Below are 17,786 nucleotides of genomic sequence, written 5' to 3'. Positions count from 1 at the left end.
CATCTTCAAGGCATACCTCCATGGCATCCACATATCTCTTCGGCACCACGGCTCTGATGGTTTTCCTCGGAGCGGTGTCTCCGGCGGTCGCACAAAACGATGCAGCCGCACATGCTACCCATTCCGGGCACTCCGCCTCAGACAACGGCGGGTCGCCCGCGGTATCCGAGCAGCATCCCGACCTCACCGCGTCTGAGACGACGGAAGCGATGAGTTCCGCGATGATGCGGATGATGGCCACGATGTCCGCTGCGGGCATGGACGCAACCTCCACGGCCGACGCGCTAAGGCATTGCGCCGCGATGCAGATGGCAATGGCGCAGGCTTACGAGGCAGCCAGCGAAGATAAGAAAGCCGCTTCCGCGCCGGCGGTACAGGTACCTGCGTGGGTCGAGGCGTACCGGGCGGCCAACGAACGCATGCACTCCGAGATGGACATCGCCTTTTCGGATGATCCCGACGTGGACTTCGCGAGAGGGATGATCGGACACCATCAGGGCGCGATCGACATGGCGAGAGTGGTGTTGGAATACGGCGACGATCCCGAACTTAGGCAGTTGGCACAGGATGTGATCGAAGCTCAGGAGAGCGAAGTCCAATTCCTGTAGGATTGGCTCGCCACACAACAGCAATAGCCTCAGGTGATGCCGATCTCCCGCAAACCGATCGGAGATCGGCTTAACCGCTACAACGGTTGTAACCTCAAGCGATGAGATCAACCGAAGCGTGATTCGCCCCGCTCTCGACGGCTCCTGATGCGCATGCAGCGGTGGGCAGGAAGGTCCGCACATTGGGCGAGCCGCTCGTTGAGTTCATGAAAGGCGAACATCTTGAGATGCTTCGCGCTCTGGCGCAGTGACGAGGCGCTCAATCGGGTCGATCGTTGACGTGGATCATAGTGAAGGAGAGCTTGCGGGACTTAGTTTTGCGAGGCTTGGACGACCGAGCCTGCGCAAAATGGAGGCAAGTATGAGACGTGCATCGAAGTCAGTAATTCTCGCGACTGTTATGCTGATTCCCGCCGGCACCGCGCTCGCTCAGACGCAATTCGCTGACGATACCGGCTTCATCAAGGCGCATAGCCCAGGCGGCGGCTATGGTTCCGGTTGGGGCGGTTCGAACTGGCATGATCAGATGCATGCTTGGATGCAGCAGCAGGGTGGTGGCCCCGGCTACGGAATGGGACCGGGGATGATGGGCCCCGGATACGGAATGGGACCGGGAATGATGAGCCCCGGCTACGGCACGGGAGCGGGAATGCCGGGTCCCGGCATGATGCGCCCCGGCTACGGCATGAGCCCCGGTATGATGTACGGAACGCCGCAATCCCCGGGCGGCCAAATTTCGGTTGAAGATGTCCGAGATGTGCTTGAGCAGATGGTGGGGAGCAACCCGAACCTAAAGGTCGGGAACGTCGCGGAGCAAGACGGCGAAATCACAGCGGAGGTCGTCACGCAGGATGGATCGCTCGTGAACCGATTCCGCGTCAATCCGAATACGGGGCGTTGGGCTCCAGAGTACTGAGGAATGACGGCTGAAGGCGATGTGAAACATTAGCAGCGCCTTTAGCCGTTCGTTTCTGGAGGCCGGCTGCTATTCTCAGACACTGGTCGCGCCCACCTCAAGGCAATCGCGCGCTACCTCTAAGGGCATCATGCTGACCATCCTCGCCGACCGCACCTACCGGCACCTCTTCCTGGCGCAGGTCGTGGCGCTGCTCGGCACGGGCCTCGCCACGGTGGCACTCGGCCTACTGGCCTTCGACCTCGCAGGCGAGCGCGCCGGGCTTGTCCTCGGCACCGTCTTCACAATTAAGATGGTCGCCTATGTCGGTATCGCGCCGATCGCCGGGGCCTTCGCCGACTGGATGCCGCGCCGGGCCATGCTCGTGGCGCTCGACCTCGTGCGCGCGGGCGCGGCGCTGGCGCTGCTCTTCGTCACCGAGATCTGGCAGATTTACGTCCTGATCTTCCTCCTCCAGTCCGCCTCGGGCGCCTTCACCCCGACCTTCCAGGCGACGATTCCGGACGTCCTGCCCGAGGAGGACCGCTATACCCGCGCACTGTCGCTCTCGCGGCTGGCCTACGACCTGGAGAACATTGTCAGCCCCACGCTCGCGGGCCTCCTGCTCGCGGTAATGTCGTACAATTCGTTGTTCCTTGGCACCGTGGCGGGCTTCGCAGCATCGGCCTTCCTGGTCGTCTCCGTCCTCTTGCCCAGCCCGAAGCCGTCGGAACCCCGCGGCATCTACAACCGCTCCACCCGTGGCATCCGCATCTACCTCGCCACGCCGCGGCTGAGGGGGCTGCTGGCGCTGAACCTTGCCGCGGCATCAGGGGGAGCGATGGTGCTCGTGAACACCGTCGTTCTGGTGCGTGGCGAACTCGGTCTCTCCGAGAGCGCCGTCGCCTGGACCATGGGTGCCTTCGGCGCGGGCTCGATGCTCGCCGCGCTCGGCTTGCCGCGCGTTCTCGGCCGGGTGTCGGACAGGCCGGTCATGCTCGCCGGGGCGGGCCTACTGACGGCGACGCTGGTGGGGCTGGCGACGATCATCCACGGGACCGGCCTGTCCTGGCCACTCCTTCTCGGGGCCTGGCTAATCTCCGGCATCGGCTACTCGGCGATGCTCACCCCTTCAGGGCGGCTCCTGCGTCGCTCCGCGCATCCGGAAGATTGGCCCGCGGTCTTCGCTGCGCAGTTCGCGCTCTCGCACGCCTGCTGGCTCGTCACCTATCCGCTCGCCGGGGTCCTGATGACCGTAGCCGGTGCCCCGGTCGCACTGCTGGGCCTGAGCATGTTGGCCGCGTCCGGTGTCGTCGCTGCACTTCGCCTGTGGCCCGCCGGGGACCCGAGGGTTCTGGAGCATCGGCACGATAACCTGCCGCTGGACCACCCGCACCTGAAGGGGCACCGTCGCCACAGTCACGCCTTCGTCGTCGACTCTGATCACCCCCGGTGGGCGCTGCACCTATGACTACAGGCCGTTTCGCCTAAGCTGCATCCGCGGCGGCGTGGCGGGCGTAGCTCAATCCGGTCATCCGGCCGATGGTGACCAGGATCAGAAGCGCCAGCGCGATGAGCAGCGTGGTGTCCTGAGGCACACCGAGGAAGATGGCTGCGCTACCTCCGATGGCGGCCCAGACACCGGGCACGATCAGCAGCCAACGGTCTCCGGCGACAGCGTGGCCCGGTCCAAGAAGACGATACGGGTGACGGGGTGAGGTCCGGCCATCAGGCAACCTCCGCGATGACTACTGGTGTGGCACGCATGTATCGCATCACCTTTCCGGACAAGCTCGTCGCGTCATGACGGTGCTTGGTCAGAAGCCGCAACGCTCCGCGCTATGGCGAGCCCGCACGCCAAAGATCAGACCTTCAACAGCCTGTAAATTGCCGGGATGACAAGCACGGTCAGCGCAGTCGAGGAGAGCAGGCCGAAGAGGAGCGAGATGGCGAGGCCCTGGAAGATCGGGTCAGCGAGGATCACCGCCGCACCGATCATCGCGGCGAGCGCGGTCAGCAGGATCGGCTTGAATCGCGTCGCGCCCGCCTCGATCAGCGTCTCGACCGTGACGCGGCCCTCGGGGTCGGCGTGGCGGATGAAGTCGACCAGCAGGATCGAATTGCGCACGATGATCCCCGCCAGCGCGATGAAGCCGATCATGGAGGTCGCCGAGAAGGGGGCAGCGAACAGCCAGTGTCCGCCCATGATCCCCAGGAACGTCAGCGGCACCGGCGTCAGGATCACCAGCGGCAGGCGGAACGATCCGAACTGCGTGACGACCAGGATGTAGATGCCCAGGAGCGCCACCATGAACGCCGCGCCCATGTCGCGGAAGGTGATCCAGGTCACCTCCCATTCCCCGTCCCAAAGCAGGACCGGCGTCTCCGTCTCGGCGGGCTGCCCGTTGAGCCGGACGTCCGGCTTCGCGACGTCGTCCCATTCCATCGCATTTAGCCGGTCCTCCACCGCGAGCATCCCGTAGAGCGGCGCCTCGAAGTCCCCCGCAAGCTCTCCCGTCACCATCACGACGCTGTAGCCGTTGTGACGGAAGATGGGGTAGGAGGCGCGCTCCTCCTCGATCCGGACCACGTCACCCAGCTCGACCACTCCCCGCGCCCCCGGGAGCGCGTTGGCGGGCACCGGCGTGGACAGGGCCCGTTCGTCCATCTCCTGGTCGCTTTGCACGCGCGCCAGCACGATCGGGATCGGCGGCCGCCCGCCGCCGCGATGCGAGTACCCGACCGTCGTGCTGCCGTTCAGCAGCCGCAGGGTCTGCAGCACGTCGCGCTCCTCGACGCGGAAGAACTCGAGGTCCGTCGGAGCGAGCGTGGCACGCAGCCGGCGCGGCGGCTCTCCGGCGCTGTCGTCCACGTCGACGACGAAGGGAACGTCCTCGAAAGCCTCGCGCACGCGGGTCGCGACGGCGCGGCGGGTCTCGGCGTCGGGTCCGTAGATCTCGGCCAGAAGCGTGGCGATCACCGGCGGGCCCGGCGGCGGCTCGACCGTCTTCAGAACGGTGCCTTCGGGCACCTCGAGCGCCGATATCCGCTCGCGCAGGTCCAGTGCGATCTCGTGGCTGGTCCTGTCCCGCGCGTCCTTCGGCGCGAGGTTGACCTGCACCTGACCCAATTCGGGGCTCGATCGCAGGTAGTAGTGGCGCACCAGCCCGTTGAAGTCGAAGGCCGCCGCCGTGCCGGCGTGGCTCTGCGCCGACACGACCTCTGGCAGGTCGAGCGCCACCCGTGCGACGCGCTGTGCCACCGCGTCCGTCGCCTCGGCCGAGGCGCCTTCGGGCAGGTCGATCACGACCGACAGCTCCGACTTGTTGTCGAAGGGCAGCAACTTCACCGTCACATCGCGGGTGTAGAGCAACGCAAGCGAGCCGAACGACAGCACCGCGACGACCAGCAGGAACACTCCGCTGCGTGCCTTGCTTTTCAGGAGCGGGCGGGCGACGGCGGCATAGGCGCGGCCGAGGCCGCCGCCGGGATGGCCGGTTTCCTCGTCGGCATGGTGGCCCATGTGCGCACGGCCGGCAATCTTCAGCATGAGCCATGGCGTGATCATCACGGCCACGAAGAAGGAGAATATCATCGCGGCCGAGGCGACCGCCGGAATGGGGCTCATGTAAGGCCCCATCAGGCCCGAGACGAAGAGCATGGGAAGCAGCGCGACGACCACGGTAAGCGTCGCGACGATGGTCGGATTGCCGACCTCGGCCACGGCCGAAATGGCGGCGCCGAACGGGCTCTGGTCCTCGCGCCTCATGGCCCAATGCCGCGCGATGTTCTCGATGACCACGATGGCGTCGTCGACGAGGATGCCGATCGAGAATATCAGCGCGAAGAGCGACACCCGGTTCAGCGTGTAGCCCATGACCCACGCTGCGAAGAGCGTCAGCAGGATCGTCACGGGGATCACGATCGCCACCACGAGGGCCTCCCGCCAGCCGATCGCCACCAGGACCAGGGCGACGATGGAGATTGTCGCGAGCGCCAGGTGGAAGAGAAGCTCGTTCGCCTTCTCGTTCGCCGTCTCGCCGTAGTCACGGGTAATCTCGATCTCCACGCTGTCGGGGATCAGTTCGCCCTGCATCACGACAACCCGGTGAAGGACCTCCTCGGCCACCGTCACGGCGTTGGCCCCGGCACGCTTCGCCAGCGCCAGCGTGACCGCGGGGCGGCGCAGGACATCGCCGTCGTCCGTTCGTGCGAACGTGGCGACATGCGCCTCGTCCAGATCGCTGACATAGGCGACGTCCGCCACGTCCCGCACGTAGACAGTCCGGCCGTCGCGAGTGGTCAGCTCGAGGTTCGCAATCTCTTCCGGTGTCGAGAGTGTCTGTCCGATCGCCAGCATCACCTGCTGGCCCGCGTCGCGCAGCAGCCCGGCCGGAGCGGCGCTGTTGGCGCCCTCGACCTTCGCGGCGAGCTGCTGGAGCGTCACGCCGTACAGGGCCAGTCGCTCCGGGTCGGGCGACACGCGCAGGGCATCCGTGGTCTCACCCACGATGTAGGTGAGGCCGACATCCTCGATCTTCGCAAGCTCGACCTCCACCTCGCGGGCGATGCGGGTGAGATCCGCCGCGGTGATGGCAGTCTGCCCCGGCGCGGGCGCGAAGGTCAGTCCCACGATCGCCACGTCGTCGATGCCCCGCCCGACGACCAGCGGCTCGGGAATCCCGACCGGGATGCGGTCGAGGTTGGCGAGGATCTTGTCGCGGACCCGCAGGATGGCGGTGTCGGCAGGAACGCCGACCTCGAAGCGCGCCGTTACCATCACGCGGTCGTCGCGCGTGTCGGAGTAGACGTGCTCGACCGCCGGAATGCCCTTGACGATGGTCTCCAGCGGCTCGGTCACCAGTTTCAGGGCGTCCTCCGCCGCCAGGCCGTCCGCGCGCACGTGGATGTCCACCAGCGGCACCGAGATCTGCGGCTCTTCCTCGCGCGGCAGACTCACGAGCGCGATCACCCCGACCGCCAGCGCGGCAAGCAGGAGAAGAGGCGTCAGCGGCGACGCGATGAAGGCGCGCGTCAGTCGCCCCGCGATCCCGAGTGCGCCGCTGGGCGCGTGATCTTCACTCATCGCCCAGCACCACGCGGTCGCCAGTGGTCAGGCCGCTGAGGATTTCACGCCAGGGTTCACCGTCAATGGAAACTTCCCGCCCCGGCACGACGGTGCGGCGCAGGCGGTCCGCGTTCTCCGGTTCGGTCCAGACGTAATCCAGGCCTCCGACCTGGTGCAGCGCGGCCTGCGGCACGAGAAGCGCCTCGCGCTCACCGACCGGCAGACGCACCGGAAGTCGGCGGCCGACAAAGCGCCCGTCGAGGCCTTCGACCTCGACATCCGCCTGCACGCGTCCACCTTCGATCTGCGGGTAGAGCTTGACCAGTGTCCCCGTGCGGGCCGCCTCTCGGCCGTCCGGTCCGGCGCCCAGCCGGATCTCGTCACCCTCGGCGAGGTCCTGGGCATGACGTTCAGGGACAGACAGCCTCAGATAGACGCCGCCACCCCCTATCACGGCAATGGTCTCGCCGGGCGTGACGACCGATCCGCGGGAAACGGGGACCGACAGCACCACCCCCGCCTCCGGAGCCAGGACGCCGCCCTCGTCGACCTGTTGCTCGATGATCAGCCGTTCGGAGTCGAGGCTCCGGAGTTCGCCTTCGATGACGTCCACCGCGGTGCGCAATTCGTCGAGCCGCTGGGTCGTGATCACGCCGCGGTCGAAGAGGGTCTGCCCGCGCTCAAGCTCGGACTGCGCCGTTTCGAGTTGCGCCGACAACGCCTCGCGGCGGGCGTCGAGAGCCGACAGCCGGAACTGGAGCTTGTCGTCCTCGACCAGCGCGATCTGCTCGCCCGCCGTCACGCGCTGCCCCTCGCTCACGTCGAGCTCGGCAACAGTGCCGCCGAGCCGCGCACGGGCCGGTACGAGATCGCGCGTCGCCACCTCGCCGTAGACCGACTTCCATTCGACAATTTCCGTGGGCAAAACTTCGAAAGTCTCCGCCCCCGCGGAAGTCGCCGCCAGCGCCAGGCAAAACGCCCCTATCAACCGCACTGTCCCACCTCACCCAAATCCACGTCGTTCTTCCGGATGCCAGTGAGAAGGCACAGTCTCGGCCTGGATCACAATGATCTAAATCAAGAAAACTGAATGTGTTTCTTGACGCCAGATCAAGTGCTCAAGACGTCGTCGACGCCGCTGGAAGGCCTATGGCCTGTGACGGGTGCGAAAGAACTGTAGAGGCGGCACCATGTACGGCGGGAGGATGACGCCCGCGGTAGCGGATGCGGACGACAGCGGGGTTAATCGCTCCGAGCTGCACTCCGCGCTGCTTCGAATTCGTCCAGGACCAGCGCGCCGTCGGCATCTTCGTCGAATCTGTCGAACATGCTGCGGTGCCCCTGGAGGAACTCGGCCAGCGACAGGGTCATGTCTCCATCGGTATCGAATGCAGAGAGGGGGCGGGCCGGGCCTTGGAATTCCTCCTCTGCAAGGATGCCGTTCATGTCCGCATCCATCTCCGTGAACTCGCTGGTGCGGACGTCGTAAGCCTCCGCCCAGGAGATGTGCCCGTTTCCGTCGGCATCGAGGCGGTCGAACGCGGCCTCCGCCTCTTGCGCGACGGCAGGTGCCGCTGCGATTCCCCCTGCGATGGCGCCGATCGCCAGTCGTTTCGTGAGCTTCATCGGGCGGTCTCCTCTCATGAGCGGATATCCGCAAGACGAGCGGGAAGGCTCGTGGTTCCCCGGTACATTCTGGAACCGCGATGTATGCAGAGAGTTTTCCGGTCTGACCCACGGATGGGGGACCTCCAGACATGACTCTTCGATTCGAGCAGATCCTGGCCGACGGCGTGGCCCAGACCTCCTACCTTGTCGGCGACGACGCCGCCGGCGTGGCAGCCGTCATCGACCCGCGGCCCGATGTCGGCGTGTACCTGGAGACCGCCCGGCGCTATGGCCTTGCGATCACCCATGTCTTCGAGACGCACATCCATGCCGACTTCATGAGCGGCGCGCGCGAACTCGTGGACCGGCTTCAGGGCCGGGCGAAGCTCTGCCTCAGCGTCGAGGGCGGGGCGGAGTACGGCTTCGACCACGACCCCCTGCGCGACGGCGACACCTTCGACTTCGGCTCTGCCCGGCTGGAGGCGAAGCACACGCCCGGCCACACGCCCGAACACCTGGCCTTCCTGCTTTACGAAAGCGGCAAGGACAGCCCCTGGGGCGTCCTGACCGGCGACAGCTTCTTCGTGGACTCCGTGGGGCGGCCGGACCTGATGGGCGACGAGCAGACCGAGGAGCTGACCGAGGCGCTGTTTCACACAGTCCACGACTTCTACATGCGGCTGGACGACGGCGTGATCATCTATCCCTGCCACGGCGCCGGGTCGGAATGCGGACCCGACATCGGCGACCGGATGTCGAGCACGATCGGCTTCGAGCGCCGGTTCAATCCCTACTGCCGGATCGAGCGGCTGGAGGACTTCAAGACAGCGATGCAGGAGAACGCGCCGCCGGTGCCGATGCATTATCCGCACCTCAAGAAGGTGAACGCGGCGGGTCCGCCGGTGCTGGGCAACCTGCCGAAGGTGCCGGGACTGACCCCGGCCGCCTTCGCGCAGGCCGTCGAGACGCCGGGCGCGCAGCTTCTCGACACCCGCGACATGCTGGCCTTCGGCGCAGGGCACATCGCCGGGGCGCTGAACATCGGCGGCCGCCCGGACCTGTCGGTCTGGGCCGGCTGGCTGCTCGACCCCGAGAGGCCGATCCACCTCGTGCTGAAGAGCGAGAGCGATCTGCCCCGCATCCTGCGGCTGCTGTGGCGCACCGGCTTTGTGAACTTCGGCGGCTACCTCGCCGGCGGCATGGACCTGTGGCAGGAGGAAGGCCGCCCGCTGGCGCAGATCCCGCAGGTGCCGGTCCACGAGCTGAAGGATGCGCCGGCCGAGGTCCAGCGGCTCGACGTCCGCAAGCAGGAGGAATGGGACGCGGGCCGTATCCCCGGCGCACGGCACGTCTTTCTCGGCGAACTGCCCGGGCGGCTGGACGAGCTCGACCGCCAGCGGACCTATGCCACCTACTGCGCCAGCGGCTTTCGCGCCAGCGCGGCAGCGAGCCTGCTCAAGGCGCACGGGTTCGAGGACGTCCGCAACGTGCCGGGCAGTTGGAAAGCCTGGACTGCCGCCGGCTACCCCACCTCCACCGACTGAGATCGAAAGGAACGTCTCATGGAAAACACCGTCGCAATCACCGACGCCTTCACGGTCGCGAAATTCGAGCCCGGGAAGGAGGAGTTCGCCAGGGTCGCCGAAGACGGCTTTCGGTCCATCGTCAGCTTGCAGGTCGGCGACGAGGAGCAGAAGGTCCCGCCCGAGGAGGAGCGCCGGTTGGCCGAGGAGGCCGGCTTGGCCTTCTACCACCAGGGCGTCTCGAAACAGGATCTGTCCGACGAGGAGGTGGACCGTTTCCGAGACCGGCTCGAGAACCTGCCCAAACCCGTACTCCTGCATTGCAGTTCGGGCAAACGGGCCGGGGCGATGACGATGATGCATGTTGCCAGCGAGCAGGACATGTCGGGCGACGAGGTGATTTCGAAGGCCGAGGAGATGGGGTTCGAATGCGACACGCCCGAACTCGAGGCGTTCGTGAAGAGCTACGTGGACCGCCACGGCGGTTGAGGAGCCGCCGGCCGGCCCGCCTCGTCGATGCGGTCGCCTCAGCCGCCACTCGACTTCACCACGCTGATCGCGCCGTTGCGCTCGAGGTAGGCCTCCTCGACATCCTCTGCGCCGCGAAGCCCCTTCAGGCGAAGCTGCTCGGCGAGGTCTCGCTCGCCGAGCCGGCTCCGGCGCATCGCCCCCCAGTCGATTTTCCCGTTCCTGATCAACTGGATCGGCCGCCCCTTGAAGAGGCGCGACACCAGCTCGGAGCGCGGTGCGAGCGCGGAGAGGGCGGCATGCATCAGGACGAGCAGCCCCGTGGCGGCCAGGGCCGGCAGAAGCGGCGCATTGCCGGTCAGGGCGCGGCTGAGGCTCGACCCCATGATGACGGTCAGGACGATGTCGAAGGCCGAGAGTCCGGCGAAGGACCGCCGCGGCGCGAGACGGTAGAGCGCCACGGCATAGACGAAGATGATCACGGCACGCAGGCACATCTGCCACCAGGCGATGTGCGGCGTGTCCTGGCCGATCAGGTAATGGAACGTCTCCATCGCATGTCCTTTCTCGTGGTGCCCGGCGCGTGCGGCGAAGCGGCGGAGCGCAGGCGACCGCTGCGAAGGATGACCGCGGCCGGCGCTCCGGGCAATGCGCGGCCACCGCGTCGGCCCATGCCCGGGGGGGCGACGAAGGCGCCCGCCGCCCCCCGACCACTGGCCAGTCAGATGATGCGCACCTGCGCCCCCACCGGTGTAATCGCGAACAGCTCCGCGATCATCTCGTTGTAGAGCCCGATACAGCCGTCCGACGAGCGCCGCCCGATCTTGCGCGTGTCGTGGGTGCCGTGGATCAGGTAGGCGGGCCAGGAAAGGTACATCGCGTGGGTGCCGAGCGGGTTGTCCGGCCCCGGCGGCATGTAGTGCAGGTCGGGGTTGCGCTCGATCATCGACGGGGTCGGCGTCCAGTCGGGGCCGACCTTCTTGCGCACCACTTGCGTGTAGCCGCGCTTCGTCAGCTCCTCCGAGGCCGGCACCGAGGTGGGATACATGCGATAGTCCGAGCCATCCTCGTTCCAGTAGTGGAGGGCGCGCGAGGTGGTATCGGCGACGATGGTGACGACGCCGAGGCTGTCGAAATGGTCCTGCCAGCGCTGCGCCGAGAAGCTCGAGGCATTGCGCCGGACCGGTGCCTCCTGTGCGTTGAGCAGGCTCGGGGCGGCAAGCCCTGCGAGGCCGCCCAGGATGGCAGCGCGGCGGGTGAAGGTCTGGCTCATCTGCGTTCTCCTCTGCTGTTGAAGCTCTGCGGCCTCCGTCAGGACCGCGCCATCTCGATCGCCTCGCGGAGCGCTTCGCCATCCATGGCGCCAGGATAGAGGGCGGTGCCGACGATGAAGGCAGGCGTGCCCCTGAGGCCGAGGATCGACGCCTGCCTGCCGTTGCGCGCGATAAGCCCGTCCCACTTGTTGCGGTCGTTCTGATACGCAGCCTGCAGGTCCGCCACATCGAGCCCCGCATCCTCGAGCGCCTCGTCGATCAGCGCGTCGTCGAGGCGGCCTTCCGTCGCCATCAGCGTGGCATTCGCCGTTTCGTAGGCGTCCAGGGATGCGGCGCCGAGAGCGAGCTGCGCGGCCCGCACAGAGGGTGCGCCGAAGATTGGCCAGTCCTTCATCACCAGGCGAATGTTGCCGTCTGCGGCGACGACGTCGGTCAGGATCGGGTGGTTCGCCTTGCAGTAGGGGCACTGGTAATCGAAGAACTCGACGAGGGTCACGTCGCCCTCGGGGTTGCCGAGCTCCGGGTTGTCGGGATCGAAGAGCACGTCCTCGCGAGTGAGGTCCTGTGCGGTGGCGCCATTGCGAGAGAATAGCAGCAGGCCTGCAGCGCTGCCGGCAGTGGCCAGGCCGCCGAGAAGAAGGTGCCTGCGGTTCAGTCGGGTCATCGGGTTGCTCCTGTGTCCGTGAGGGTGGTGGATGAGATCGAAATGGACCGATCGGCAGAGGGCGGATTGGTGCCTTTGCCACTCTCCGTCTCGCTCAGGACGACCACCTTGGCGCCTGCCCGGACCCGCTCGTGCAGGTCCAGGATGTCCTGGTTGAACAGGCGGATGCAGCCGGCCGAGGTCGCCTTGCCGATCGAGAAGGGGTCGTTGGTGCCGTGAATGCGGTAGAGCGTGTCGCGCCCGTCCTTGAAGAGGTAAAGCGCCCGCGCGCCGAGCGGGTTCTCGATCCCGCCCTCCATGCCGTCGCGGTAGGGCCCGTACTTCTCCGGATCGCGCTCCAGCATGTTCTGCGTCGGGGTCCAGCGCGGCCACTCGCGCGTGAAGGGGATGTTGCCGGTGCCCGCAAAGCCGCGCCCGTCGTCGCCGACGGCCACGCCGTAGCGCATCGCCCGGTCGCCTTCGAGGACGAGGTAGAGAAAGCGCGCATGGGGATCGACGACGATGGTTCCGGGTTCTTCGTCGGTCCAGTAATCGACCTCCTGGCGGCGATTGCGCTCGCTCAGCACGTCTTCGGGCACCGCCGGGATGATCTCGCCCTTGTCCTCGATCCGGTCGTACATCGCCCGGACGTCGGCGGGCAGCGACGGGGCCTGCATTACGGACGCCTCGGCAGAACTCGCGGGAGGCTCTGCTGTGGCCGGCGTCGGGGACGCATCGGGTCGCGCCGACGGACTTTGCGAAGAGGTCGTCGTGGTACAGGCCGCCAGGAACGACAGGCAGGCGCAGGCGGACAGGAGCCGCGCACGCTCGGGAAGTGGTCTCATGGGGTCTCCCGTGTCAGGTCATCGATGCGCGCGTTGAGTTGCGCGCGGGATATTTCACCGGTGTGGACGGCCTCGAGGCGGCCTTCGGCGTCGAAGAACAGCGTGGAGGGCAGGCCGAGCAGGTCGAACCGCTCCATCAGTCGGCCGTCCGGATCCCGCAGGACGGCGTCCGAGGCGAGTCCCTGCCGGCGGAGGAAGTCCGAGATCGTCGCGGCGCGTTCTCGCTGGTTGGCGAAGCGCACGGCGGCGTCGTCGCGTGCGGTCGCGACCTCCATCATCATCGGCATCTCCCGCCGGCAGGGCGGGCACCAGCTTGCCCAGAGGTTGATCACGACCGGTCGCCCTTCGGCGTCGGTAAGCGGCACCGGGCGGCCAGAAAGGTCGGGCAGGGCGATCTCGGGCAGTCGTCCGGAGGCCTCGTCCGGCAAGGCGAGGCGGGCCCCGGCAACGGCAATGCCGGCGCAGGCAGCGGCGGCCAGAAGGGGAGCCGCGACCGAGGGACGACGCAGGGTCCCCAAGAGCGTTACAACTCCAAAACCCGCCAGCCCGGCCAGCGGATCGAAGCCGCCTTGCCAGAGGGCCAGCACGTCGAGCGGCGCCGCGGCGAAGCTGTCCCATTCCGCACCCACGAAGCCAAGCCGCGCTGCGCCGATCCAGGAGAGGAGCGCGAGGATCGACCAGGGCCGCGCGTCCTGGGCATGGCGGGGCCACCGCCACGCGATCAGTTCCACGACCGCCAGGAAGACGAAGATCGCCAGCACCGCCTGGAACCGCGCGTTCGAAAAGACGAGCGGGCCGATCGCAACCGCGTTCAACGCACCGCCCTCACGGATGCGATGACGTCCTCCGGGCCCGGTTCGCCCACAAGCCGGGTTCCGGCAGCCTCACGACCCCGCGCATCGAGGAAGATCATCGTGGGCGGGCCGACGGAGTTGAGCTGGTCGAGCAGGTTCTGGCTGCCGGCATCGAAGTCGGACAGGTCCGCGGCGATGACCGTCATGCCCGACAGCGCCTCCTGCACACCGCGATCCGACCAGACGCGGCGCTCGATCACCCGGCAGGTGACGCACCAGTCGGCGGTGAAGTAGATCATGGTGGGTGCGTCGGAGCCGCCGAGCACGGCCTCGAGCTCGGGCACCGTGGTGACGGTGGTGAAGACCAGCTCCGTCTGCCCCGCCTCGGCGCTGCCGCCGGCGGGCACGCGCAGTCCTGCGAGCGGGCGCAGAGGATCGTCTCCGCCGCTCGCCGCGCCGAGGCCGAGGAGGGCGGCGGAGAGCAAGGCGACGAGGCCCGCGGCCTTGCGCATGCGCGCCCCGGCGCCCGATGCCGCGTCCAGCCGGTCGAGGCCGCCCGCGAAGACCCCGGCGAGCACCAGCAGGGCGGCCCAGAGGGCGAGCCCGGCCGCCGGCGGAACGATGCGCCCCGCGAGCCATGCCGCCATGGCGAGGAAGGCGAAGCCGAAGACGAGCTTCACCCTGTCCATCCAGGCCCCCGCGCGGGGCAGGACCCGGGCACCGAAGGCCCCCATGGCGAGCAACGGGACGCCTTGCCCCAGGCCGAGAGCGAAGAGCGCTCCGGCGCCGAGCGCCACGTCACCGGTCTGGGCAATGTAGAGAAGCGCGCCGGCCAAAGGCGCGGTGACGCAGGGGCCCATGATGAGGGCCGAGGTAAAGCCGAGAACCGCGGCGCCGCCGAACGTGCCCCGGCGGCCCGATCCCGCGCCCGACAAGCTCGCGTTCCAGGCCTCGGGAAGACGCAGGTCGTAGAGCCCGAACATCGACAGGGCGAGCGCGACGAAGATCACCGCGACGGCTCCGACGGCCCACGGCGACTGCAGCACGATCTGCAGGTTCTGCCCGGACCAGGCCGCTACGATCCCGAGCAGGCTCAGGGCCGAGGCCATCGCCACGACGTAGACCGCGCTCAGGGCAAAGCCGCGCCGGGCGCCCATGCCCTCGCCCTGGCCCGCGAGCAGGCCGGCGAGGATCGGGAACATCGGCAGGACGCAGGGCGTGAACGCCAGCAGAAGCCCGAAGCCGAAGAAGCCGAGCAGGACGCGGGTGGCTCCACCCCGGTCCCGGAGTCCACCGAGCATCCCGGCGTCGTCGGCCAGGGTGAACGTGCCGGCCTTGACTGTCTCGGCGTCGGCCTCGCCGGGCTCCGCCGGCGGCGCCGAAGCATCGCCGCCGACCGGGGGCTCCCCAGCCGGGGCATTCGTGGCGGACCACGACGAGGCCTGTGACAGGGCCGGCAATTCCTCGGTCACCGGCGGATAGCAGATGCCGTCTTCCTGGCATCCCTGGTAGGTCACCTGCACCGGGCCCGCGGCCGCGGGCATCCGGGCCTCGGCGCTGTCGTAGTAGACCTCGACGGTCCCGAAGGTGGGGTCTTCCTTCGCAACCCCCTGGTCGGTTTCGAGGGGCAGGGAGGCGCCGTCGGCGGTCTTCGCGGAGAGGTAGTCGCGGTAGAGGTAGTAGCCCTCCGCGATCTTCCAGCGCAGGAGACGACCGCCCTCGGGGGGCGCTGTGACTGTGAGCTCGAAAGCTTCGCGCGGGTCCATGGGCTCGCCCTGCGCGAACACCGTCTCCTGCGCGGCGGCCACGCCTGTGAGGAGCAGGAGCATGGCAAGGGTGCGGAAGGCTTCGCCGATGGCATGCCTGTAGAGGCTGGAATAGGGTGCGCGTCGTTTCATGACGCCGCGATCAAGTCCCAACCTTAACGTTCCCTTAATAATCGGGAGCGACTGGGGGCGTGACGTAAAGGAAGAGAAAGAGCGATGCGCATTCTGGTCGTGGAAGACGATGCTTCACTGGCCGATGGCCTTTGCGTGGGCCTCCGGCTACAGGGTTTCACCCCGGAACTGGTGGGGACCTGCGCCGACGCCGCCGAGGCGTGGAAGCAGGACGGCTTCTCGGCGGTGATTCTGGACGTGATGCTGCCAGACGGCTCTGGCTCCGACCTGCTGGCCCGGATGCGGTCGCGTGGCGACCGGCTCCCGGTGCTGATGCTCACCGCGCTCGACCAGGTGAGCCACCGGGTCGCCGGCCTCGATGCCGGTGCGGACGACTACCTGGGCAAGCCCTTCGACCTCGAGGAGGTCACCGCGCGGCTGCGCGCCATCACCCGCCGGGCCCAGGGCGAGGCGCGCGGAATGGTTTCCTGGAACGGGCTGGAGTTCGACCCCGCGCGGATGCGCGGGACGATCGACGGGCGCGAGGTAACCTTTTCGCGCCGGGAGTTTGCGCTGCTGCAGGCACTTTTCGAGCGCCCGGGCGTCATCGTCGAGAAGGATCGCTTGGAGGAGCGCCTGTACGGCTGGCAGGAGGGCGTGGAGAGCAACGCGCTGGAGGTGCACGTCCATAAGCTCCGTGCCAAGCTGGGGACAGCCTTCATCGAGACGATCCGAGGCGTAGGTTACAGGCTCGCCGAGGGCCGGCAATGATCTCGATCCGTGCGAGGCTCTTCCTGATCCTGCTTGCCGCCACCGGCGCCGTATGGCTTTCGGCGGTCTGGTGGATTCAGCATTCGACGCGGTCAGAGGTCGAGCAGGTGCTCGACGCCCGGCTCGCGGAAGCGGCGCAGATGGTTTCTTCGCTACTTTCCGGCCGACGCATCGATCTTGCCTCTGCCGCCGATGCGGCGACGAACGGAAGGGACAATGCGAGTCCCGAGTACGCCCGCCAGCTCTCCTGCCAGATCTGGTCGCTCGAGGGCGTGCTCGTGGGCTCCTCCGCCAGCGCCCCCGCCGGCCGGCTGGCGGAAGAGCGCAGCGGCTACTCCGAGAACCTCGTCGATGGCGAGCCGTGGCGGGTCTATACCGAGGTGAACGAAGAGCTGGGCCTGAGGGTGATGGTCGGCGACAGGCTGGCGGTGCGCGAGCGGCTGGTCGCGGACGTCGTGCGCGGGCTGCTCATCCCGGCGCTGACGATCCTGCCGGTGCTGGCCGGACTCATCTGGCTCAGCGTCGCACGCGGGCTTGCACCGCTGGACCGTATGGCGCGGGCGCTCGGTGCGCGCTCCGCCGACAACCTGGACCCGGTGGCGGCGGGACCTTTGCCAGCCGAGATCCGACCCATGGGTGAGGCGCTCGACGATCTCTTTGCGCGCGTCGCGGCCTCGCGAGAACGGGAGAGGAGTTTCACCGCCTTCGCGGCGCATGAACTGAAGACGCCGCTGTCGGGGATCAAGACGCAGGCCCAGATCGCGGGGATGGCCCCGGACGCGGAGACGCGGGGCCGGGCGCTGGCGCAGATCGAGCGCGGCGTGGCGCGCACGGACCGCATGGTCCGGCAGCTTCTTGAACTGGCGATGGTCGACAGCGCGTCGGAAGGTGGCGCATCAGGGCTCGACCTCTCCGTCATCGCAGATGATGTCGTGCTCGCCGTAGACAGACTTGCGGCGACAAGGGGCGTCAGGGTCGAGACCTGCTTGCCGGATCTTCCGCCGGTCGCGGGCGATCTTGTCCTGGCGACCGTGGCGCTGCGCAACGTGGTGGAAAACGCGATCCTCGCGAGTCCCGCTGGCGGACAGGTGCACGTGACGGGCGAGGTTCTGGACGGAGCGCTGGTCGTACGGGTTCTCGACCGGGGGGCGGGTATCGGAGAGGCCGATCGCGATCGCATCACCGAGCGTTTCTTCCGCGGTCGGGATGCGCCTGAAGGGGGAAGCGGCCTTGGCCTATCTATCGCCTTGTCGGCCATGGCGCGGCTCGGCGGAGACCTCGGCTTCGCGCCGCGGCCAGGAGGCGGCGAGATCGTTTCGCTGCGGTTCCAGTCCCGGAGGGCCTGAGGGCGAAAGAGTACCCGGTACAGGACGCGAGACACGCCCGGGTTGCATATCGGTCGCCCCCGCAGG

General features: G+C 67.7%; 17 protein-coding genes. 7 read left to right on the top strand and 10 right to left on the bottom strand.

The genetic code is table 11. The annotated features are described in order from the left end of the window. The 3 genes from copM to BM162_RS17300 all read left to right on the top strand — a co-directional run. Positions 1-608 (top strand): CopM family metallochaperone (gene copM / locus BM162_RS23330; RefSeq protein WP_245759321.1); only part of this gene is annotated, 608 nt, incomplete at its 5' end. Between the two features lie 361 nt (positions 609-969). Further along, a complete protein-coding gene (locus tag BM162_RS22925) occupies positions 970-1,524 on the top strand; it encodes a hypothetical protein (RefSeq protein ID WP_093424623.1) in 555 nt (184 codons plus the stop codon). A 130-nt stretch (positions 1,525-1,654) separates the two neighbouring features. Further along, positions 1,655-2,974 (top strand): MFS transporter, encoded by a 1,320-nt coding sequence (locus BM162_RS17300; protein WP_093424621.1) that lies wholly within the window; start codon positions 1,655-1,657, stop codon positions 2,972-2,974. 16 nt (positions 2,975-2,990) lie between these two features. Here BM162_RS17300 and BM162_RS22920 read toward each other — a convergent pair whose 3' ends face one another. The 4 genes from BM162_RS22920 to BM162_RS17285 all read right to left on the bottom strand — a co-directional run bounded on the left by BM162_RS22920 (position 2,991) and on the right by BM162_RS17285 (position 8,197). Further along, positions 2,991-3,239 carry a DUF6064 family protein gene (locus BM162_RS22920; protein WP_281243824.1) on the bottom strand — a complete coding sequence of 83 codons (249 nt, stop codon included), beginning with the start codon at positions 3,237-3,239 and terminating at the stop codon, positions 2,991-2,993. Positions 3,240-3,367: 128 nt separating this feature from the next. Next, positions 3,368-6,589 (bottom strand): efflux RND transporter permease subunit, encoded by a 3,222-nt coding sequence (locus BM162_RS17295; RefSeq protein WP_093424620.1) that lies wholly within the window; start codon positions 6,587-6,589, stop codon positions 3,368-3,370. Continuing rightward, positions 6,582-7,565 carry an efflux RND transporter periplasmic adaptor subunit gene (locus BM162_RS17290; RefSeq protein WP_177215229.1) on the bottom strand — a complete coding sequence of 328 codons (984 nt, stop codon included), beginning with the start codon at positions 7,563-7,565 and terminating at the stop codon, positions 6,582-6,584. Before BM162_RS17290 ends, BM162_RS17295 begins: the two co-directional genes overlap by 8 nt. Before the next feature lie 248 nt (positions 7,566-7,813). Continuing rightward, positions 7,814-8,197: a penta-EF hand family protein gene (locus tag BM162_RS17285; protein WP_177215228.1), complete on the bottom strand. Its 384-nt coding sequence runs from the start codon at positions 8,195-8,197 to the stop codon at positions 7,814-7,816. Positions 8,198-8,328: 131 nt separating this feature from the next. Here BM162_RS17285 and BM162_RS17280 point away from each other — a divergent pair, with 131 nt between their 5' ends. Then, on the top strand, positions 8,329-9,723 hold the full coding sequence (locus BM162_RS17280; RefSeq protein WP_093424616.1) for an MBL fold metallo-hydrolase: 1,395 nt from the start codon (positions 8,329-8,331) through the stop codon (positions 9,721-9,723). Positions 9,724-9,741: 18 nt separating this feature from the next. After that, positions 9,742-10,191, top strand: coding sequence for a protein tyrosine phosphatase family protein (locus tag BM162_RS17275; protein WP_093424615.1), 450 nt, complete (start codon positions 9,742-9,744; stop codon positions 10,189-10,191). A gap of 38 nt (positions 10,192-10,229) precedes the next feature. Here the strand turns inward: BM162_RS17275 and BM162_RS17270 are convergent, their stop codons facing one another. From BM162_RS17270 to dsbD, 6 genes are all read right to left on the bottom strand, one after another. Next, positions 10,230-10,724, bottom strand: coding sequence for a DUF421 domain-containing protein (locus BM162_RS17270; RefSeq protein ID WP_093424613.1), 495 nt, complete (start codon positions 10,722-10,724; stop codon positions 10,230-10,232). A gap of 167 nt (positions 10,725-10,891) precedes the next feature. Continuing rightward, complete coding sequence (locus BM162_RS17265) at positions 10,892-11,443, bottom strand: L,D-transpeptidase (RefSeq protein ID WP_093424612.1); 552 nt, start codon at positions 11,441-11,443, stop codon at positions 10,892-10,894. Between the two features lie 38 nt (positions 11,444-11,481). Beyond that, a complete protein-coding gene (locus BM162_RS17260) occupies positions 11,482-12,108 on the bottom strand; it encodes a DsbA family protein (RefSeq protein ID WP_093424610.1) in 627 nt (208 codons plus the stop codon). After that, positions 12,105-12,932 (bottom strand): L,D-transpeptidase, encoded by an 828-nt coding sequence (locus BM162_RS17255; protein ID WP_093424609.1) that lies wholly within the window; start codon positions 12,930-12,932, stop codon positions 12,105-12,107. Before BM162_RS17255 ends, BM162_RS17260 begins: the two co-directional genes overlap by 4 nt. Then, complete coding sequence (locus tag BM162_RS17250) at positions 12,929-13,747, bottom strand: TlpA disulfide reductase family protein (RefSeq protein WP_177215227.1); 819 nt, start codon at positions 13,745-13,747, stop codon at positions 12,929-12,931. Before BM162_RS17250 ends, BM162_RS17255 begins: the two co-directional genes overlap by 4 nt. Next, positions 13,744-15,624, bottom strand: coding sequence for a protein-disulfide reductase DsbD (gene dsbD / locus BM162_RS17245; protein WP_093424606.1), 1,881 nt, complete (start codon positions 15,622-15,624; stop codon positions 13,744-13,746). The genes BM162_RS17250 and dsbD overlap by 4 nt, the downstream gene beginning before the upstream one ends. An 84-nt stretch (positions 15,625-15,708) precedes the next feature. Here dsbD and BM162_RS17240 point away from each other — a divergent pair, with 84 nt between their 5' ends. Both BM162_RS17240 and BM162_RS17235 read left to right on the top strand, forming a co-directional pair. Beyond that, the gene (locus tag BM162_RS17240) at positions 15,709-16,374 is read left to right on the top strand and encodes a response regulator (RefSeq protein ID WP_093424604.1); all 666 of its coding nucleotides are present in this window, start codon (positions 15,709-15,711) and stop codon (positions 16,372-16,374) included. Beyond that, the gene (locus BM162_RS17235; RefSeq protein ID WP_093424603.1) at positions 16,371-17,720 is read left to right on the top strand and encodes an ATP-binding protein; all 1,350 of its coding nucleotides are present in this window, start codon (positions 16,371-16,373) and stop codon (positions 17,718-17,720) included. Before BM162_RS17240 ends, BM162_RS17235 begins: the two co-directional genes overlap by 4 nt. The last annotated feature ends 66 nt before the right edge of the window (positions 17,721-17,786 follow it).

Source organism: Tranquillimonas alkanivorans (assembly GCF_900115595.1).
Lineage (GTDB): Bacteria > Pseudomonadota > Alphaproteobacteria > Rhodobacterales > Rhodobacteraceae > Tranquillimonas > Tranquillimonas alkanivorans.
This window is presented reverse-complemented; position numbering and strand designations above follow the sequence as displayed.